The organism is Glutamicibacter uratoxydans, assembly GCF_006539925.1.
GTDB lineage: Bacteria > Actinomycetota > Actinomycetes > Actinomycetales > Micrococcaceae > Glutamicibacter > Glutamicibacter uratoxydans.
In genome coordinates, this window is the sequence record NZ_BJNY01000035.1 from 1 (window position 1) to 12,569 (window position 12,569).

14 protein-coding genes and 1 pseudogene are annotated in these 12,569 nt (G+C 50.8%); 9 read left to right on the forward strand and 6 right to left on the reverse strand.

Annotation, left to right across the window (positions count from 1 at the left end):
- Nucleotides 1–1,249: 1,249 nt before the first annotated feature.
- Nucleotides 1,250–1,585, reverse strand: a complete 336-nt coding sequence (locus AUR04nite_RS17460; RefSeq protein ID WP_141367533.1) for a hypothetical protein — start codon at nucleotides 1,583–1,585, stop codon at nucleotides 1,250–1,252.
- Between the two features lie 186 nt (nucleotides 1,586–1,771).
- Between AUR04nite_RS17460 and AUR04nite_RS17465 the strand changes: the two genes are divergently transcribed.
- Together AUR04nite_RS17465 and AUR04nite_RS17470 are read left to right on the forward strand one after the other, a co-directional pair.
- Nucleotides 1,772–2,173 (forward strand): hypothetical protein, encoded by a 402-nt coding sequence (locus AUR04nite_RS17465; protein ID WP_141367535.1) that lies wholly within the window; start codon nucleotides 1,772–1,774, stop codon nucleotides 2,171–2,173.
- Between the two features lie 51 nt (nucleotides 2,174–2,224).
- Nucleotides 2,225–2,647 carry a LapA family protein gene (locus AUR04nite_RS17470; RefSeq protein WP_141367537.1) on the forward strand — a complete coding sequence of 141 codons (423 nt, stop codon included), beginning with the start codon at nucleotides 2,225–2,227 and terminating at the stop codon, nucleotides 2,645–2,647.
- Nucleotides 2,648–2,691: 44 nt separating this feature from the next.
- Here AUR04nite_RS17470 and AUR04nite_RS17475 read toward each other — a convergent pair whose 3' ends face one another.
- Nucleotides 2,692–3,138: a PGPGW domain-containing protein gene (locus AUR04nite_RS17475; protein ID WP_141367539.1), complete on the reverse strand. Its 447-nt coding sequence runs from the start codon at nucleotides 3,136–3,138 to the stop codon at nucleotides 2,692–2,694.
- Between the two features lie 275 nt (nucleotides 3,139–3,413).
- Here AUR04nite_RS17475 and AUR04nite_RS17480 point away from each other — a divergent pair, with 275 nt between their 5' ends.
- Nucleotides 3,414–4,379: a diacylglycerol/lipid kinase family protein gene (locus AUR04nite_RS17480; protein WP_246055593.1), complete on the forward strand. Its 966-nt coding sequence runs from the start codon at nucleotides 3,414–3,416 to the stop codon at nucleotides 4,377–4,379.
- Between the two features lie 230 nt (nucleotides 4,380–4,609).
- Here the strand turns inward: AUR04nite_RS17480 and AUR04nite_RS17485 are convergent, their stop codons facing one another.
- The 3 genes from AUR04nite_RS17485 to AUR04nite_RS17495 all read right to left on the reverse strand — a co-directional run bounded on the left by AUR04nite_RS17485 (nucleotide 4,610) and on the right by AUR04nite_RS17495 (nucleotide 7,232).
- Entirely contained in the window at nucleotides 4,610–4,855 is a 246-nt protein-coding gene (locus AUR04nite_RS17485) for a ferredoxin (protein ID WP_170184270.1), read from the reverse strand.
- Nucleotides 4,856–6,664: 1,809 nt separating this feature from the next.
- Nucleotides 6,665–6,898 carry a hypothetical protein gene (locus tag AUR04nite_RS17490; protein WP_141367543.1) on the reverse strand — a complete coding sequence of 78 codons (234 nt, stop codon included), beginning with the start codon at nucleotides 6,896–6,898 and terminating at the stop codon, nucleotides 6,665–6,667.
- Nucleotides 6,899–7,028: 130 nt separating this feature from the next.
- Nucleotides 7,029–7,232: a cold-shock protein gene (locus AUR04nite_RS17495; RefSeq protein WP_141367545.1), complete on the reverse strand. Its 204-nt coding sequence runs from the start codon at nucleotides 7,230–7,232 to the stop codon at nucleotides 7,029–7,031.
- A gap of 608 nt (nucleotides 7,233–7,840) precedes the next feature.
- Between AUR04nite_RS17495 and AUR04nite_RS17500 the strand changes: the two genes are divergently transcribed.
- A complete protein-coding gene (locus tag AUR04nite_RS17500) occupies nucleotides 7,841–8,938 on the forward strand; it encodes a fatty acid desaturase family protein (protein WP_141367547.1) in 1,098 nt (365 codons plus the stop codon).
- Nucleotides 8,939–9,316: 378 nt separating this feature from the next.
- Here the strand turns inward: AUR04nite_RS17500 and AUR04nite_RS17505 are convergent, their stop codons facing one another.
- Entirely contained in the window at nucleotides 9,317–9,541 is a 225-nt protein-coding gene (locus AUR04nite_RS17505; protein WP_141367549.1) for a hypothetical protein, read from the reverse strand.
- A 326-nt stretch (nucleotides 9,542–9,867) separates the two neighbouring features.
- Here AUR04nite_RS17505 and AUR04nite_RS17510 point away from each other — a divergent pair, with 326 nt between their 5' ends.
- The 5 genes and pseudogenes from AUR04nite_RS17510 (at nucleotide 9,868) to AUR04nite_RS17530 (ending at nucleotide 12,454) form a co-directional block, all read left to right on the forward strand.
- A complete protein-coding gene (locus AUR04nite_RS17510; protein WP_170184271.1) occupies nucleotides 9,868–10,179 on the forward strand; it encodes a transposase in 312 nt (103 codons plus the stop codon).
- 11 nt (nucleotides 10,180–10,190) lie between these two features.
- Nucleotides 10,191–11,168, forward strand: a complete 978-nt coding sequence (locus AUR04nite_RS17515) for an IS3 family transposase (protein ID WP_246055595.1) — start codon at nucleotides 10,191–10,193, stop codon at nucleotides 11,166–11,168.
- Nucleotides 11,169–11,186: 18 nt separating this feature from the next.
- Nucleotides 11,187–11,588 (forward strand): annotated as a pseudogene (locus AUR04nite_RS17520) (transposase); the annotation flags it as partial.
- Nucleotides 11,589–11,867: 279 nt separating this feature from the next.
- Nucleotides 11,868–12,071, forward strand: a complete 204-nt coding sequence (locus AUR04nite_RS17525; RefSeq protein ID WP_141367556.1) for a hypothetical protein — start codon at nucleotides 11,868–11,870, stop codon at nucleotides 12,069–12,071.
- The gene (locus tag AUR04nite_RS17530; RefSeq protein WP_246055594.1) at nucleotides 12,068–12,454 is read left to right on the forward strand and encodes a type II toxin-antitoxin system death-on-curing family toxin; all 387 of its coding nucleotides are present in this window, start codon (nucleotides 12,068–12,070) and stop codon (nucleotides 12,452–12,454) included. The genes AUR04nite_RS17525 and AUR04nite_RS17530 overlap by 4 nt, the downstream gene beginning before the upstream one ends.
- Nucleotides 12,455–12,569 lie beyond the last annotated feature (115 nt).

Sequence of the window (12,569 nt, forward strand, 5' to 3'; positions counted from 1 at the left end):
CCTAACATCCCATAATTCGTGTCAACCCACTGTTCACTGACCACTCAATACGAGCCGGCTGCATCCTGCACACTTTTACAGATCAATCGATCTTTTTTCTGCCGTTCATTAAGAGCACCGTCTCCGCTACATCTACTGTCAGTGAAGCAGCAAGGCTTAAGTTGAACAAGGTTCGGAAGCTTTTTCGGACGCGTTCCGTTCCCAGAGTGGTAATAGGACTACAGTTGCACCATGAATAATCTGAGAAGACCCCCTCCCGATGCAAATTTCCCAGCCCGGAAGTTCACGCACCACGGGGTGGAATACGATCTAATGCGTTTAAGTCCCGACTTTAACGCTGAGGCAACCGCATTTAGCCCCCACAAAACAGTTTCCGTTAAATTACCCGTATTCATCGGCTCGGTGTACGTCGAAGCGAAGGCGTCCGTCAAGACACATGGGCTGATATATGTCCTCGTCAAAGATGACGTCGGAGAAGTTTTTGGCATTTGGTGTTTTATCGAGGACGTCATTTTCGAAGGCTAACTCCGCCCTAGGACGACCATCCAACGAAACGATCTTGACCGAGAGCACAAGCGCGTTCTTCCTCCTGCCAGTCCACCTGAACTGCCGCTCTCGCCCAGACCCGCGGCAAGGTGCCGTGAGTTCGAGAGTGTCTGGAAACGACAATGGATTCAAAGGATGCAGCAATCATTGGGCTATGCATAGCCGGACTGGTCATTTCTTTAATCAGCCTGTGGGTTCTGTTCTATGTTGTTGGAAGTAATTCGATGCTGGGGTCCGTGGGAGCCTTCCTTTGCCTGGCGGTCGGAATTTTCCTTATAGTCATGGGATTGAAGTCACCTTGATACACAAGCTACACAAGATGTTCGCTCTTCCGATACGCATCAGTGTGATCAGGTAAGGAGTCCCTGATCAGAATTTGAGCGGCTGAAATATATCACAGCTTTGTCAACTAATCAGGCGTATACTGTGATTGGAGCACTCCTCTACCGGGTTTTACCGTTACCGGGTGTCTTCACCGGCATATAGCTTTTGTGTCTTTCCCATCGCGTAAAGACGTTCAGATTAAAGCAACAGTGTTGAACCGGTTGCATTCGAACCAGAGAGTATTTTTCTACTGGGCTCTCAAAACCAGTGCGATGCACGCTTCATTCCATCCACAGAACAGTCATCCGATGAGGGTTCCATCGAGATCCTTCAACCACCCTTCACAATTTTGTGGCTTGGTATGTTCAGACTGCTCCGACTAATCTGCAACGAGCTGTTCCAGTGCCTGAGGCAAAGAAAGCAGTTTTGTCGCAGCTGGATGGTCTGTTGCTACTTGAAATTTCTGCATCCGCTCGCTTCGTGAACACGCATCAATTAGCTCGGAAGGAGCAGTGTCGACGTCATGCAAAAGCCCGAGCGATGCCCGCGCTGCCTCAGGAAATCTGTGGTGGAAACGGAAACCCGCCGTTACCAAGACGATGAAAACCAAATACGCCGCTGGGATAACGACGGCGGCCACGACGAAGGAATGCATCAAGACGTGGCCGTAACGATGCGAGAAGTGTTGTGGACTTGCACATTCTGTGGTTGGCACCGTGTCGCCTATAGCGCTCAAGAACCACATCTAGGTCCCGAGTCCAATCCCGACAAATCCCCACGATCTCTAGCCCGAAATTCAGTGAGCACAACTGATCCTAGAGCTTCGCATTCTCAACACAAGAGATGATGACCTATGGAACATCAAACACAACATGCCCGAACGAATCACGACCCACTCACCGTGGGCGAAGTACTGGTAGATTCGCTGCCTGGAACCCTCTTCACTGCGCAAGCACCCGAAAAATATATGGTCGCAGTGGTGTTCAGTCGACGTCCTGAAGCTGAAGAGATTCGAAATATCCAAAGCCTCGAAGTTCAGGAGCAGCTAGCTTCATCTGGCTACCCTGACATAAAGCTTAATATCTCAAACAGGCGACTAGAGATAGCTAACACCTCCCTTGAAGAGCTCCGCGACGGGCTAGCCTTTGCCATAGCCTGCGCGCTCGCCCAACAAAGTGAGAAATTCCAACACCACCAGGACGTTGCCGAAACAGAGTTTCGAAAAGAGATCGACGCAGAAACCGAGCGATCACAGTCAGTACAGCATCTGGCGAAATCGATCTCGTTCGATTCATCGATCTGAAAATAACGTAACCGCTCCCTGCCTACCAGTACTCAGAATCGAGTATCCAACATGAAAACTCCATCCGGTTCGTCCCCCGAGCACCAACAATCATCTACAACTCACCCAAAACAAGGTACGAGCAGCAATTCGCACCCCAAGCCCTTTGATGCCCATGAAATCTACGAGTCGACAACATCCGCTGATGTAACCGGGGTGCCGCAAAATAAACGGCCAGTATCTCGCACGGCAGTGGTCTGGGCAGCCCTGATCGTCGGATTAGTTCTTTTAGTTCTGCTCATCATTTTCATTGCCCAAAATCAGGCAACTGTCACGCTTGAATACTTCGGCTGGAGCGGTTCTGTCGGCTTGGGTCTGACCATGTTTATTTCAGCTGTTGCCGGCGGATTGTTGGTTGCTGTTGTCGCCGTTGCCCGAATTCTCCAACTGCGATCCATACTGTCGGCGCAGCGCAAGAAGCTCAATCACCAGTGAGCGACCAATGAGTGCTGGCGAGAGGGGCATGCATTGCTTGAGTTCTATGGTTCGCTGCGGAAGTGATGAAAACTGTATATCAGCGTGCCGAGAGCGATCACCCCAGAAGCCATGAGGGTCACGCCCGTTCCCCATCCGCCGAATAGCCACCACTGAGGATCAACTGGCCACCATGTCGGTACAGGGGTACCGATGCCCCACCACGTACCAATTCCAAGGAGGAGACACGCAAAGAGCGTACTCAGCAGTATTCTGGGCCAACTCTGGACACTCAGACGAGATAGATCCATGGCTTTTCGCTTGATCGGGCGCAAGAGCCTCTTGGCCCATTTATAGCGCATAGACAACAGCGCCACCCCTCCAGCAGTTAACAACAATCCAGGACCAGGAAGAATCAAAGCAGCAAGACCAGCGAGAACAAGTAACCACCCAGAGACCTCAACAATCCGGAATTTCAGCCACTCGATCGCTTTCCGATTCGACTCTTTCATTCGCTGCACTTGCTCCCAACTGGCCTACTGAGTCCGAGTTCATTGCTTTGGTACTAACCTAAGTCCGCTTCGCAGAACATCAAGCTGACATGAAGGATTGACAGCCAACGCGCATTTTGCATTGTCCATCGCCTCAGCACCGCTAATCCAAGTGAAAACACCACAATGACAAAATAGTTTCAGTTACTTCGAAGCCTCGCCGAACCTCAACAGGTAACTCAACTAGGCCCAGTCTGGGTCCCATAGTTGTCCTATTTCATTACTTAGGAATTCTTGTGACCAGTCCGCACGCAGCAGTCATTTATAACCCAATTTCAGCGCCTATAGACGAGCTCCGACAGCACATTCAGCTCCAAGAAGCACGACACAATTGGGCCACGACTACATGGCACCCCTCAGACCCTAGAGACTTTGGCTCAGGTGCCGCCCTCCAAGTGCTCAAGAAACAGCCCGAGGTAATAATCGTCGCGGGTGGTGATGGGACAGTTCGTGCGGTAGCCAGTGTAGTCATTGATTCCAACGTTCCGATAGCATTGGTGCCCTGTGGCACGGGTAATCTGCTCGCACGGAACCTCAAAATTCCGCTGAACGATATTGCTCACTGTGTTGCCATGGCATTCCAAGAAGACTCCTTTCCCATCGATGCTGCTGCTGTCGAGCTTTGGCGTCCTGGTGGACAACATGGCAAGGAAATTTTTTTGGTCATGTCTGGGGTAGGTCTAGACGCCGACATGGCTTCTGCCACAAGCACACGACTGAAGAAATACTTCGGTTGGATCGCCTATAGCGTGCCTATCGCTCAATCGGTCTTCGCGCATAGACTCTTTAGCCTCACGTATTCGATCGATGAACACAAGCAGAAGAGTACCCGTGCACACACTGTCATTATCGGTAATTGCGGAACACTGAGTGGAAACATGCTTCTAATCCCGACAGCTCGCCTCGATGATGGTCTCTTAGACGTGGCGTTGATGCGGCCTACACGACGCTGGGGATGGGCGAGAATTGCGGCAAAGTTGGCGCTGCAAGGATTGATGCGGCGGTCGGTACTCGGCCAAGAAATTATTGCCGATGCGATGACTCATGATTCGCTCTCATATCTGCAGGGAGATCGATTTGACGCAACGTTTTCTATCCCCCGAATCTTAGAGCTCGATGGAGACAGCTTTGGGCTAGTTAGACAGATATCGGCGAGAATTCTGCCCGACGCTCTCAGAATTCAATCTAGTACCTCTAACTGACGCGAGGCTAGAAAACTGAGATATCTGGACTGATTTCAAATTGAAATTTCCCGAACGAGCGGGAGAAGGCGGAGCTTTGAATTACGCCCGAGGAAGGACCTCACGCTGAGGAATACCGAACGGGTGGCAATTTGGTCTGCGGAAAGTCCTGCTCGACTAGTGTTCCAAGCTTCTTTGTGAATCATTCGATTTACAGGACGTTCAGGTGCACAGAAGTCGAAAAATGAGAGCTATTTCCTTCCTTCATCACTGGCTGCAAGCTTGTCTGCGGGGATTTTGTGGTTATCGATCTGGATGGCCCCGGATGGGCAAAGATACTCTGCTTCTAGAGCGGAAGGTGCGTCATCTTGATAGGGATTATTTTGCAGTAGCTCAACAAATCCGTGGTTTTCCTCCCTATTTTGAAAAATACTTGGGGCTACCAAACCGCAATTACCCGAAGCCACGCACATTGCACTGTGGACAGTAATTTCCATTTCCCTCTCCTTCTTTCCGTCTTTGCATGACCCAAATCCTATACTTGTAGAAAGTGTGACACGCGTCATATCGTGCATTCGATAATCGAAAACAAAGTATTACCTCCGGTGCCGAATAGGGGTTGAAGGTACTTCTGTTCCGGCGAGATGGTACCGCTATTCCGCCCTCATGGAACTGCAAGAAAGCCATAGACGTCCTGCGCATCCTGCGACAGCCGGTAAGCATCGAATGCGGCAGCACGCTCTGTGGAACGTCACCCGGGTGACGGCTGGTCTGCGCAAAGACATGGAAGGTCCATACTATCTCCTTGAACACTCATCGAACCCGATTCGCGTGGGTGACGACATCGCCGTTGTCTAACCAAGAGAACCCAGCCGCAATGGTCAAACACCACGTCTCCCCGCGCCCTCTTGAGGCACACACTACCGGAGCTCGTCCCCTGGAGCAGCCGCGACTAGTGCCGGGGCCCGGCCTACGCACCGAAGCAGGTTGAATGAATGTTCACGCCCGGATTCCTGGAAGCACGGTGGCTGAACAACCCGGAAAGCCACGTGAAGTTGTTGGCCCGATCCACGGTGGCGTTCATCGGACCGTCAGCAGTACCAGCAAGCCGTAATCGGAGTACCCGGTCGACGAAAGGCGGCGGTACCCAGTAACCGGAACAGCCGTACCAACTCGACCTATTCGGCATCCGGGAAAAATGAAAACCGCTCCATCTCAAAGGAAGATGGAGCGGCTTCGCTGGGTTAGAGAACTGATTTTCTCGGTACCGGTTCGCTGCGTTCAAACCCGCGAAGAACGTCGTACGGCTCTGTTCTCATATTGCAGGTACTGATCGCGTGGGCGACGGCACTATATCGCCACCCCTTGATTCTAAACGTTCGGGCGAATGTTCGGTTGACGGTGCTGTAGAAATTCAGCACGGTTTGTTGCGGTGCCTCCGTCGGGACGATCTCAAGCTCCTTGTTGGGTAGTGAAACGTAAATGAAGAGGAGCTCATTTGTGGTGGGCTCTAGAAAGGCTATCAACGCGGTGTCCATTTGAGTGGCTACGAGACTCATGGCGTCAGAAAGCAATTCTTGGGGTTGTGAAATGACAACCGGCATTCCTTCTTTCCAAGACTGACTGCGAAGAAAGCGTCGTCCGCTTCTCGTTCCAAGGAATTCGGATACTCGGGCTGCAGTGGCCGATCGTGCATAACGTCCTGGCATTATGTCCTACTTTCTTGCTCGTTGTTGGGCAATGTGCGAGTAGGTTGAGGTCCAAGTGATATTGTTCGTTTTTCCTCGTTCGCGTGTGGCCGCGGTGGTCCCTCGTGACGCGAACTTCCACCATATGCATAGAACTCACGGAAATCGCCAATCAAGTAACTATCCACGAATATTGCAAAGCGAAGTGTTCCAGGGTTCCTGAAAATCGCACTAATGATCTTTGATGCCCATAACGATGGCTGGGATGCCCACTGCTAGAGAAACGAACCCGACCAATGTCATGCCGAATGATCCTGTACCAAGGGCGGTGTAGATCAGAGAAGCGCCTGATACGGTGATTACGATTCCCGTTATGAGCACGCCGAGAAGGCTTGACCCACTCTCAGCCATTGCCGCCCCCAAGTTTTAGTGATGTAGGCGAAGTTTAGCAATGGAGTGTGTGTCCTAATAGATTTAAGATGAAACTAAGATTTTTGCAGTCTTAGCTGCCTTACTTGGATTCAGGCTACCTCTGTTTCTTGATTTTCAACTAAGAAATGTTCATCCACAGCATGAGTTGATAGCTGCGAAAGCCGCGTCACATTTCAATTGAGTTTTTCAGCTACCAAGCGCGATAGAGGCGGCGATTTTCATTAGAGCTTCGTCCGGCTCAACTCCGAGAAGATCAGCGATCATCGCGATCATAGTTTCGCTTAAACGTGCAAGAATCGCGACGGCTTGAGCGTTGCCGCCTTCGAGCTCGGACACAACAAAATTGAATCCCTCACGGTCCCCATGGAGTAGTGCCGTAATCATTGCGATGCCGATTTCTCCGGGTTGAGCTTGTGTCATTCGATTCAATTCTAAATAGGAGTTGAATACAAGCCTTCAATATTAGAAGAAGCTCGTCATGAAAGATGTTCTAAACACTGTGGGGCGGAAGCAACGGATTGTTGCTTCCGCCCCACAAACAGATTCTGAGTTAGGCGATGCGAATATTCGCTGCCTGCGGGCCCTTGGGGCCTGACTCAATATCGAATTCAACAGTCTGATTCTCTTCAAGGCTGCGGAAACCACTGCTCTGAATCTGGCTGTAGTGTGCAAACACGTCAGGTGATCCGTCTGATGGGGCAATGAATCCGAAGCCCTTTTCAGCGTTAAACCACTTCACGGTACCTGTTGCCATTATTTTCCTCTTCGTTAGTAGCCAGATGCTCTGGCCGTGTGTTTCGCATTTACTGGACGAAACGGGGGTTGCATTGCTTACGTGACTATGGTTGATGACTCGTCGGTGTGCTCTTATCGAATACTGATAAAGAGAGCACAAGGCGGTTGCCAGAAGATCCGTAGAATCCCATCAGTAGAACTCATTGCTAGTGCCGATGAACGAGACAGAAGGGAGTCCTGATGTTTGTAAGCGGGAAACGAATAGCGTCCCAAAGCGGGAGGGCTATTCTGAAAAAACGCCTTGGTAAAGCGTTGAAAGTAAAAAGCATTCACTGAACTAAAAAGCATGACTCGCTTTTTCAACCGAACCACAACCACAGGCTGGTTCTCTATCTAGTAAGTCTAGCACGGATTGGTTACTCACAGGGAAGAGAAACACACTGCCAGCCCGTACTTCGGGGACATTCAGGGTTCAAGTAGCTTCTTGAGATGGCGCAAGGTTTTCCATGTCGTGATCGACAATCAGCAGGAACACAGAGTCGGTCTATATGCTGAGCAGATAGGAGCCGAGCTTTTCAGTTCTTTCGACTGAGAAGTCGCCAGCTACCAACCCCAGAGGTATATGCCTTGAGTAGTAGTACTATCTTTGACCGTGTGACACCAACTCCCAGACCCGGTGATCCTCGGAGCTTTTTCCACGTCAAACAACTTGTCGCCGAAGCTGGACTCATACGCCGCCGACGCGGGCATTACCTGATTCTTGCAACCGTGCTAGTACTTTCGCTGGCAGGAACCATTGCAGGCGTTGTGTTGCTACGTGACAGTTGGTTCCAGCTACTTATGGCAGGTTCATTAGGTTTTATTCTTACGCAGTTTGCTTTCTTAGCGCATGAAGCAGCTCACCGACAAATTTTGTCAACAGGCAAATCCAACGACAGACTAGGACGTTTTCTGGCGAACTTTGTCGTCGGAATCAGTTACCAGTGGTGGATGAACAAGCACTCCAAACATCACGCCACACCGAACACAATTGGGAAAGATCCCGACATCGCCTGGGACACGATCTCTTTTGTACCTGCGGATGCTCAACGTCAGCGAGGATTCTCCAAGTGGATCACAGAACGGCAGGGCTATCTGTTCTTCCCTCTCTTGTCTCTCGAGGGGCTGAATCTTCATTACCAGTCGCTTAAATATTTGATAGTTGGAAACAAGGTCAAGCAACGAAGACGTGAGCTGATGTCGGTACTCATCCGCATCATTCTCTATGTTGCTGCAATTTTTGTCTTCTTACCGCTGGGTATGGCGTTCGCGTTTCTTGGCGTCCAGTTGATTGTTTTTGGTGTGTACATGGGTGCTTCGTTTGCACCGAATCACAAGGGCATGCCGATGGTTCCAAAAGATGCCAAGATTGATTTCTTCTCTCGGCAGGTACTGACAAGTAGAAATATTATGGGTAAGTCCAATTTTTCCAATGGACTACTTACTTGCTTCTATGGCGGGCTCAATTACCAAGTTGAGCACCATCTTTTCCCTTCCATGCCTAGGGCGAACTTGGCGGCTGTATCGAAAATTGTCCGCGAATATTGCAACGAGCACCAGATCCCTTACACGGTCGCTTCTGTTCGCGGCTCTTACGGACAGGTGATTAGGTATTTAAACAAGGTAGGCTTGTCCGCCCGAGATCCTTTCGACTGCCCCATGGTGAGCGGCTTTAGAGTCCTCTAGCGGTCATCGATTCACGTTAGGATGGTCAATTCGCACTCTAGTCTTGCCTTTGTGTCAGACTGCCAAGGTTCTAAGCTAGCAGTAAGTGGAATGTCAGCTGTTTCCACACTTGCAAATTAGCGGCAGAAACCGTCAGGCGGAACATGTCGGTAGAGTTCGCTTTGTGTAAAGTACTCGTCACCTATGCACTCGACGATGAATCCGAGCAGGTCTTCTTCATCTACGAGGCCTCCGAAACTGCCGGCTATTAGATAATCGCCTTAGCACCAGAAGACACGGTGAGGCTTAAAAGCCGCGTCAACGGCGAATAATAGAGAAAGAAGCTGCCTCACCTGAACTGGTGAAGCGGCTTCTTGCTTTGTGTAACCATGACTTAGATCAGCAAGGTTTCCACGAACGGTGATGCTTAAGTTGGTCGATCAGCACCAATTCCCGTTCCTTGTTGACCGTCAACACTTTGATTTCTACCTCCCCACTTGGGTGGATCACTTTCACCAAAAGATTTGCACGTTTCGGATCCCCAAGAGCTTCAATCCAGGCCAGCACTTCGGTCTTCCCTATTCCCTTGAAGAGGCGTTGTCCTGGTTCGTAATGCGGGATCACAACAAAATCACCGTGGCCGTTCCCGAATCACTTATAAAGAGCTGAAGATCTACGCTGCACAAACAGGCCGTTTCCAAAACGACGTTATCGTCAGTATATGAAGAACACTCCCACCTAAACTCTGATATCTACATTCGCCAAAGACTTCCCACAATGGGGTTCCATTTGTGTTTTAGTTAGTACTTCCACCGACTGCCTGGATGTGATTTTCTAGCTTTTAATGGACTGTGATTTGCGCCGAGTATCGAATCTGCGGGCAAGGCGTTGGATGACTTCGATGAATCGTCCCGGGTTTTATGCCGTTTTCTTTTGAGAGAATGGAAAGCATGCCCAAGCAGTACACCCCCGAAGTCAAAGCCCGCGCAGTGGCCTACGCAATGGAACGCCTCGACCGTTACACGTCGGTCTACGCGGCCTGCGCTGATTTGGCTCCGAAGCTCAATATCGGCAAAGAAACCCTGCGCCGCTGGGTCCTCCAGGCCCAAGTTGATGACGGTGACCGGACCGGTCCAACCAGTGAAGAACTCGCTGAGATCAAAGCGTTGAAAGCCAAGGTCCGGGACCTTGAAGAAGCCAACGATATTTTGAAGGCATCAGCGATTTTCTTCGCGAGGGAGCTGGACCCTCGCCGGCACTAATCACCGAGTTTATCGACCAGCAACGCGAACGCGGCTACGCAGTCCAGCAGACCTGCGCCGCCCTGAACACTCAGGGCGTGAAGGTCTCTGCCCGCACGTATCGCAGCTGGAAGAAGAATGAACCGGCACCACGAGTTGTCATGGACGCAATGGTTTTGAATGTCCTTCATGATCTGAAGAAACCAGATGAAAAGACAGGTAAGCCGAAGCCAGAAGTGCTTTATGGGCGACGGAAAATGCGGGTCTGGCTGCAACGCAACGGCTTCCCTGAAATCTCAAAACACACCGTGGATCGCTTGATGCGAGTAGCTGGGATGAAGGGCCTGGTGCGGGGGCGGAGAACGACTACGACGATCCGCGCTAAAGATAAAGTCCGGGCGAAAGATCTGTTGAATCGGAACTTCTCTACGGATGCACCTAACAAGGTTTGGATCACCGATTTCACCTATGTTCCGATTCGGGGCGGGTTCGCCTACGTGTCTTTCGTGATCGATTTGTTCTCACGGCGCATCTTGTCCTGGGCTTCTTCAACCTCGCATGACACGGCGTTTGTGGAGGAAGCACTCCAACTGGCTCTATGGCAACGCCGCAGTGAGCGAAAGGCTCATGTGAGACCGGTGTTTGGCACCATCCATCATAGCGATGCGGGGTCAGAATATACCTCTCAGAGGTACACTCAGACGCTGGCGTTGGAGGGACTCATTCCCTCGACCCGAACGATTGGGGATGCGTTCGATAATGCCGCTGCTGAGACGGTGATGGGGTTGTTCAAGAATGAGGCGGTTGCTAAAGATTCACCGTTCCGCACTGGAGCCTTGGACACCAAATCGGACGTGGATGACGTGGTCGTGGAATGGGTGCATTGGTACAACTTTGACCGGTTGCATTCGACTCTGAGGTATTGCACTCCGGTTGAATTTGAAGAACTCTATTATGATGAAATGAGCGGCTCGTTACCCGATGAAGTCGCCAGTAAACTGGCGGCATAGTTTCCGGGACGGTTCATCGAAGCGTCCGAGTTGGGGCGGAAGTATCCTTCGGCGGTAGCTACGTGGCGTAACGCGTGGGAACGGTTCACCCCGTTCCTGGAGTTCCCGCCGGAGCTGCGCAAGGTCATTTATACGACCAATGCGATTGAGTCGATGAACTATCAGCTGCGTAAGATGACCAAAAGCCGGGGACATTTCCCCTCGGATACAGCCGCGGTGAAGATGCTCTGGCTGGCGATCTGCAATATCGAGGACAAGCGTGCTCGTGAGCGGTTCAAGGACGCGCAGAAGAAAGGCCGGACCCCGCGGGCCGGCGTTGGGGCGCATCTGGTGGAAGGGGCCGGAACGAATGGTTGGAAGCAGGCGTTGCAGCAGCTGGCGATGGCTTATCCAGAGCGTATCGAACCGTATATGAACTAAGTATTACGAACCAAGGTATTTAGGTTGTGACTAGGTCGCTTACACAAACAACCTGACAGGCTCTTTAATCGAGAAGTACGTAACATTTACTGGTGCTTCAAATGAAATATCTGAAGGTTTTCGAGTCTCGCCATGACGATCCTGACGATTACAGCAATCAATAAATTAACTAAGATGCCTCACCGTTCGAAGCGAGCTGGCATCATCTACTATTCTTCACCGGGACTAGATAGTTTCCCAATTGTGTATGTATGATAGATATACGGAAAGGAGTTGGTTATGACCAAGCTGCTTATCAGCTTCCCTGATGACATTGCACAACGGCTGCGCGAGGAGATTCCGAAAGGAGAAATGAGTAGTTTCGTCGCCAAACACGTGGAGAATGGGCTTGACGCCCAGAAGCTTCGTTCGCTAGATGACGCGATCGCGCACATCAAGCAGAATGACAAGCCGCTCCTCGACCGGCTGGGCAATGTCACGTGACTTGGACTCCGGATGCCCAAGACATCTTCAGAACGTTTTCGGCGATTTACGACGCTTTTCCAGATGTGAGAGATGCAGGGTTACTGCAAAGTTCATTGGAACGTCCTCAGGTTCAGCTCTACGGTAATCCTCAGTATGTGACGATTCACGAAAAATGTGCGTCACTTTTGGATTCTCTCTGTAGGAATCATGCGTTGGTTGATGGGAATAAGCGTTGTGCATGGATTGCTGTTCGTCTAACGTACTACCGGAATCTCGGCGCTGTCTGGGTACTGGGAGATGATGAAGCGTATGACCTGGTGATCGAGGTGAGCAGTACGCACTTGGATGTCGCTGAAATTGCTCGTCGTCTGGAACGTGGATTCCAACAAATTAATCACTGATTATATGAGTATGGCCACCTCTTCAGAGGTGGCCATACTCATTTTCTAGAGCGTTAGATGTGGGTCGTAGGGGATATCTATCGTCGGGCCGTAAAGAATCTTTGACATCAGCTGC

Excerpts from the sequence above, each read along its gene's own strand:
- AUR04nite_RS17510 (WP_170184271.1), top strand. The coding sequence starts at position 9,868 with ATGCCCAAGCAGTACACCCCCGAAGTCAAAGCCCGCGCAGTGGCCTAC.
- AUR04nite_RS17475 (WP_141367539.1), bottom strand. The coding sequence starts at position 3,138 with ATGAAAGAGTCGAATCGGAAAGCGATCGAGTGGCTGAAATTCCGGATT.
- AUR04nite_RS17490 (WP_141367543.1), bottom strand. The coding sequence starts at position 6,898 with ATGACACAAGCTCAACCCGGAGAAATCGGCATCGCAATGATTACGGCA.
- AUR04nite_RS17525 (WP_141367556.1), top strand. The coding sequence starts at position 11,868 with ATGACCAAGCTGCTTATCAGCTTCCCTGATGACATTGCACAACGGCTG.
- AUR04nite_RS17470 (WP_141367537.1), top strand. The coding sequence starts at position 2,225 with ATGAAAACTCCATCCGGTTCGTCCCCCGAGCACCAACAATCATCTACA.
- AUR04nite_RS17485 (WP_170184270.1), bottom strand. The coding sequence starts at position 4,855 with ATGGAAATTACTGTCCACAGTGCAATGTGCGTGGCTTCGGGTAATTGC.
- AUR04nite_RS17495 (WP_141367545.1), bottom strand. The coding sequence starts at position 7,232 with ATGGCAACAGGTACCGTGAAGTGGTTTAACGCTGAAAAGGGCTTCGGA.